Here is a 1,272-nt window from a genome sequence, read left to right as displayed (position 1 = left end):
GGATCATAGGTGCCGTCAGGCACCGCATCAAAAGCGATTCGCAATCATTTCGGAATACATGTCGCTGGCGATGAGTGGACCTAGTCCAGACCTGTATCCGTACTAGGCGTTTCTAGAAATGCGCATGAGAAAGGGCCGAACCGAAGTGTCTGGCCGGACGCCAATTGTCCGGGAACTGCTTCGTTTCGACCCTGCTTCATTCTACAGCCGCGTCATGTTTATGGAGATCAATTCGGCAGCTGCAATTCATTCGATTGTAAGATGAGCTGTCCTGGACGGCTCCCACTGTTGCGATTACGCCGCATGGACGATGGATGAACTCGCATGAGAACCCAAGCGTACGGTGGTTTTATCTGCCCAAAGAGGGTAGAATGACAACAGAAAACGACGCATCCCGTGTAAGCAACATGGAGCGCGGGCGGCCTAGTTTTCAGTCTTTGTTAAATGCCCGGGCTCCGACCCCCGGGCATTCTTATTTGCGCTTGTGGCGCAAATGCCGTCCACTGTCCGCACCGCGCGTACGCCTACGGACCTTAATCCGAACCTCATACGAGTTTAAAAACGCGATGATGAACGTGCCGACCGTTGCAAGAGCGGCCAGCGCGTTAAGGAATTTCAGCATATGGTGACCTCCGATCAAATCGTCGGCCGCCCGCGCACGGAATGCGCCGTGACATCAATTCTAACCGAATCTGCGACTACCCCGGTTAACTGGTACACCTCTGTTATTGTTCAAATTAAACAGTCTCAAAAGGTATGCCTCTGGGCACTCGAAAATCGAACCCTCGATGCTGTGAACGTCGAGTGCCAAAACCCAGTGTCAAAACCTCCACGTCAATTCCCATGGGAAAATCAAATACGAGGCAGGAGGCTGAAATGACACGTTACGGATATGCTCGCGTGAGCACGAAAGACCAGAGGTTGGACCGCCAGATCGAGGCTCTGGTGAACGCTGGCGTGGCCTATGGCCATATCTACAAGGACAAGGTCACGGGTGCCCAGGACGGCGACCGGACGCAGCAGAAGCGCCTGTTCAAGAAGATGCGGGCGGGCGACGAGGTGGTGGTCGAATCCTGGGAGCGCTTGACCAGATCGACCAGGCAGCTGCTCAACTATGACCTTATGTTTCGAAACCTCGGCGTGAAGCTCACGTCCCTGAAACAGCCCGTGGATCTAGATACCGCATTCGGGCGCTTCGTGCTTGGCACCCATGCTTGCACCGCGGAACTTGAGCGAGATCTGATCAGGCAACGCCAGGCCGAGGGTATCGCC

General features: G+C 54.8%; 1 protein-coding gene. It reads left to right on the top strand.

Features of this window, described 5'->3' with window-relative positions:
• Positions 1-876 precede the first annotated feature (876 nt).
• Positions 877-1,272 (top strand): recombinase family protein (locus AB5405_RS09810; protein WP_368138361.1); only part of this gene is annotated, 396 nt, incomplete at its 3' end.

This window comes from Collinsella aerofaciens, from assembly GCF_040920445.1.
GTDB lineage: Bacteria > Actinomycetota > Coriobacteriia > Coriobacteriales > Coriobacteriaceae > Collinsella > Collinsella aerofaciens_BH.
This window is presented reverse-complemented; position numbering and strand designations above follow the sequence as displayed.